5 protein-coding genes are annotated in these 4,237 nt (G+C 72.8%); 1 reads left to right on the forward strand and 4 read right to left on the reverse strand.

Going from position 1 to position 4,237, the window contains the following annotated elements; all coding sequences use genetic code 11:
- A partial coding sequence (locus tag GA0115240_RS16950) for a C40 family peptidase (protein WP_093737510.1) occupies window positions 1-1,094 on the forward strand: 1,094 nt, incomplete at its 5' end.
- Window positions 1,095-1,158: 64 nt separating this feature from the next.
- Here the strand turns inward: GA0115240_RS16950 and GA0115240_RS16955 are convergent.
- The 4 genes from GA0115240_RS16955 to GA0115240_RS16970 all read right to left on the reverse strand — a co-directional run bounded on the left by GA0115240_RS16955 (window position 1,159) and on the right by GA0115240_RS16970 (window position 4,057).
- On the reverse strand, window positions 1,159-2,403 hold the full coding sequence (locus GA0115240_RS16955; RefSeq protein WP_093737511.1) for a styrene monooxygenase/indole monooxygenase family protein: 1,245 nt from the start codon (window positions 2,401-2,403) through the stop codon (window positions 1,159-1,161).
- An 88-nt stretch (window positions 2,404-2,491) separates the two neighbouring features.
- Window positions 2,492-3,100 carry a GTP-binding protein gene (locus GA0115240_RS16960; RefSeq protein ID WP_256069849.1) on the reverse strand — a complete coding sequence of 203 codons (609 nt, stop codon included), beginning with the start codon at window positions 3,098-3,100 and terminating at the stop codon, window positions 2,492-2,494.
- On the reverse strand, window positions 3,081-3,473 hold the full coding sequence (locus GA0115240_RS16965) for a DUF742 domain-containing protein (protein ID WP_093737513.1): 393 nt from the start codon (window positions 3,471-3,473) through the stop codon (window positions 3,081-3,083). Before GA0115240_RS16965 ends, GA0115240_RS16960 begins: the two co-directional genes overlap by 20 nt.
- Window positions 3,473-4,057: a roadblock/LC7 domain-containing protein gene (locus GA0115240_RS16970; RefSeq protein WP_093737514.1), complete on the reverse strand. Its 585-nt coding sequence runs from the start codon at window positions 4,055-4,057 to the stop codon at window positions 3,473-3,475. Before GA0115240_RS16970 ends, GA0115240_RS16965 begins: the two co-directional genes overlap by 1 nt.
- Window positions 4,058-4,237 lie beyond the last annotated feature (180 nt).

The raw sequence follows: 4,237 nt of genomic DNA on the forward strand, positions 1-4,237 counted from the left end.
CCCCGGCCCAGCTGCTGCGCCGGCTGCAGACCTCCTACCGGCAGGCGGAGACGGCCACCGAGGCGTACAACCGGGCCCGGCAGACCGCCGACCAGCGGCGGGCCGCGGCGGACACCGTGGACCGGCAGCTCGCCGACCAGCGGGTGGCGGTCGCCGGGGCCAGGAACGAGCTGGGGCTGATGGCCCGCCAGATGTACCAGCAGGGCGGGGTGTCGCCGCTGCTGGCCCTGCTGACCGGCGGGAGCCCGCAGGACTTCTTCGGGCAGCGGCACATCGCACGGCGCGCGGCCGGCCGCCAGCAGCGGGTACTGGCCGGCTTGTCGGCCGGCCAGGCCCGGCTGGCCGCGCTCAACACCCGCGCCCAGCGCGCGCTGGACGCCGCCCAGCACGCGCAGGCGGCGCTGGCCGGACGCAAGAAGCAGGTCGAGACGCAGCTGCGGCAGGTCGAGACGGCGCTCGCCGGGCTGACCGGAGCCCAGATCGACCAGCTGCAGGCGCTGGAGGAGCAGGGCGCGGACCGGGCACAGCAGGACTTCATGGACGGCAAGCCGCTCGGCGACGACGCGGCACTGCGGGCCCCCTCGCGGGCCGGCGACCGGGCCATCGCCTACGCCTTCGCGCAGCTCGGCAAGCCCTACGTGTGGGGCGCGCGGGGCCCGGACGCCTTCGACTGCTCCGGGCTCACCTCCCAGGCGTGGGCACACGCCGGCCGGGCGGTCCCGCGCACCAGCCAGGAGCAGTGGGCGCGGCTGACGCATGTGCCGCTGGCGTCGCTGCGGCCCGGCGACCTGGTGGTCTACTTCAAGGACGCCACCCATGTCGCGCTCTACATCGGCGACGGCCTGGTCGTCCAGGCGCCCCGCCCGGGTGCCTCCGTGAAGGTCTCACCGATCGCCGCCGAGCCGATCCTCGGCGCGGTCCGCCCGGACCCCGGCGAGCGGCCGCTGAAACACTACCGGCCCCGGCCCGTACCGCGGCGGGCCGAGCGGCCGACCCCGATCGCCCCGGCAGCTTCCGGTCCGCCGCGGGCCGCCGCGCCGCGTACCCGGACCGGACGCCGATCGACCGCTGACCGGCCGCCGACCGGCCGTTGACACGCTGCTGACATGCTGATGACCGGGGCGCCCGGACGCCGGCCCGCGGGCCGCGCGGCGCGGTTCAGACAGCCGCCTGCCGCTGCACCTCGCCGAGGTAGGCGGCGGCCCGCTCGGGTTCGAAGAACCACTGATCGAAGTCGGCCGGGTCGTCGAAGCCGTTGGCGAACCGGTCGGCCACCGGCTGGAGGGCGCCGGCCGCGCCGATCAGTCCGAGGACGTGCTCCGGCGGCGGGCCGAGCATCGCGTTGGTCCACCGGGTGGCGGGGGCGGCCAGCTTCCAGTAGCGCTCGAAGGTGTCCTCCATCCACGCCCGGTCGAAGGGCCGTTCGCCGTGCGCCACGATGTCGGCGAGGTAGGAGGCGGCGCAGCGGGCCGCGTTGTTGGAACCCTGGCCGGTGATCGGGTCGTTGGCGACCACCACGTCGGCGACACCCAGCACCAGCCCGCCGGAGGGGAGTTCACCGACCGCGCGCCGTACCGTCGGCGGGTAGCGCCCGGACAGCGTGCCCTGGGCGTCGGTCAACTCGGCGCCGGCCGCCCTCTCGTACTCCCAGGGCGTGAAGGTCCGCATCAGCTCCAGCGTCAGGCGCAGGTGTTCGGCCGGATCCCTGACGCCCTGGAAGACATCGACCGGGCCGCCGGGAACGCCCTCCCAGAACAGGATGTCGGCCGGTCCCGACGTGGTCAGGGTCGGCATCACGAACAACTCGCCGACGCCCGGTACCAGATTGCAGCGCACCGCGTGGAAATCCGGGTGCTCCGGCCGGGGCCCGACTCCGTGCACATACGCGACGGCCAGCGACCGCTGCGGGGAGTCGTACGGCGAACGGGAGGCGTCCCGGCCGAACATGGAGACCAACTCGCCCTTGCCGGCCGCCACCAGCACCAGGTCGTAGGCCCGCGCGAAGTAGTCCAGGTCGGACACGGCCACGCCGTGGACGACCACCTTGCCACCGCGTTCGGCGAAGGTCTCCAGCCAGCCGGCCATCTTCACCCGCTGGTCGACGGACTGGGCGTAGCCGCGCAGCCGGCCCACCCAGTCGATCGGCCGTGAGGCGTCCGGGGCGGACACCGAGACGCCGAGTCCCTCGATCCGCGGCGCCTGGTCCTCCCAGGAGTTCAGGCCCAGATCGCGCTCGTGCCCGAGCGCGGTGGTGAACATGCACTGGGTCGACATGACCCGGCCGCTCCGTACCTCGTCGGCGGTCCGGTTGGACATCACAGTGACGTCATAGCCCCGGGCCTGCAGCCCCAGGGCCAGTTGGAGCCCGGCCTGACCGGCTCCGACGATGAGTATCTTGCGCACAGCGGCTCGCTATCTGGCAGTCGTGATCACGGCGGGGGCAGCGCGATCGCAAGGGACAACGGCAGGCTATCGGGACCAACAGCGCTGGTCACAGGGGCTGTTCGTTCAACGCGTGGGCGACCAGCGCCAGCAGCGCCTCGACCACCGAGTAGCGCTTGCGGGCGTCGATGACGAGCACCGGGATGTGCGAGGGCACCGCGAGCGCCTCGCGCACATCGTCCGGGGTGTACGGCACCGTGCCCTCGAACTGGTTGACGGCGACGGTGTACGGCAGACCGGTGCCCTCGAAGTAGTCCAGCGCGGGGAAGCAGTCGGCCAGCCGGCGGGTGTCGGCGAGCACCACCGCGCCTATCGCACCGCGCACCAGGTCGTCCCACATGAACCAGAACCGCTGCTGGCCGGGGGTGCCGAACACGTAGAGCACCAGGTCCTGGTCGAGGGTGATCCGGCCGAAGTCCATGGCGACGGTGGTCGTTGTCTTGTCCGGGGTCGCGGCCAGGTCGTCCAGCGCCTCGCTGGCCTGCGTCATCACCGCCTCGGTGGTCAGCGGGGTGATCTCGGAGACAGCGCCGACGAAGGTGGTCTTGCCCACGCCGAAGCCGCCGGCCACGACGATCTTGGTGGAGATCGGGGCACGACCACGCTCCGTCTGCCAGTCCTGCAGGCCTTCCTGCTGGTCAAAGCCTGCGAAGTCCACTGAGCACCCTTTCGAGCAGTGCGCGGTCCGGACCACCGGGCCCGTGCCCGGTGCCGTACACGCGGATTCTTCCCTGGTCGGCCAGATCGCTGATCAGGACCCGGACGACGCCGAGCGGCATCCGCAGCAGCGCGGAGATCTCGGCCACCGACCGCATTCTGCGGCACAGTTCGACGATCGCGCGAAATTCTGGCATGACCCGCTCGGTCCAGCTGCCCCTCGTGAGGGCCGGCTGTTCCTCCGCCGCGTCGATGGTAGCGACGAAGGTCTCCACGAGCAGCACGTGTCCGAACTGGGTGCGACCGCCGGTCAGAGCGTACGGCCGGACCCTGGACGTGCGGCGGTCGGCTCCGCGTTGGGGCAGGGGGGCCATTAGTGGGCACTCTCCATCACGTGGCGCAACTCGGTGCGCAGGGCGGGTGTCAGGACATGGCCGACCCGGCCGACGAACAGCGCCATGTGGTAGCCGATCACGCTGATGTCGGCGTCGGCGCCGGCGTGCACGCCCAGCAGCGAGCCGTCGCTGATGGCGGTCACGAACAGCATCCCGTCCGCCATCGCGACCGTGGTCTGCCGGACCTTGCCCCCGTCCATCAGGCGGGCGGCGCCGAAAGTGAGGGAGGCCACGCCCGACACCACCGCTGCCAGGTCCATCTGGCTCTCGGCACTCGGCCGCCGCGGGCCGCCGCCCTGCGGTGGGACGGTCCGGCCGGGGATCGGTCCGGGGATCGGTCCGGTGGACGGTTCGGCCGCCGATCCGGCGACCGGCGCGGTGGCCGGCTCGTCGGGCAGCTCATCGGCCGGCTCGGTCTGTGAGCTGAGCAGCAGCAGGCCGTCGGAGGAGACCACGGCGATCGAGTGGACGCCGGGCACCTCCTCCACGAAGTTCTGCAACAGCCACTGGACATTGCGTGCCTCGTGGCTGAGGTCACTGGTAAACGTGCGGACCGCGTTCAACGGGTCGCCTCCTCGGCGGTTTCTGCTGGGCCTGCGGGTGCTTCCCCTGCGTCCCCCTGAGTTCTGCGCGCCCGGGGCGCGTCCGGCGCTGCCGGTTCCTCCTCGACGGTGCGTCGCCGCTCCGGCGGCTCCGGCGGCTCCGGCGATTCCGGGGCGGCGTGGCGGGCGGCGTGGCGGGCG

The organism is Streptomyces sp. DvalAA-14, from assembly GCF_900091855.1.
Lineage (GTDB): Bacteria > Actinomycetota > Actinomycetes > Streptomycetales > Streptomycetaceae > Actinacidiphila.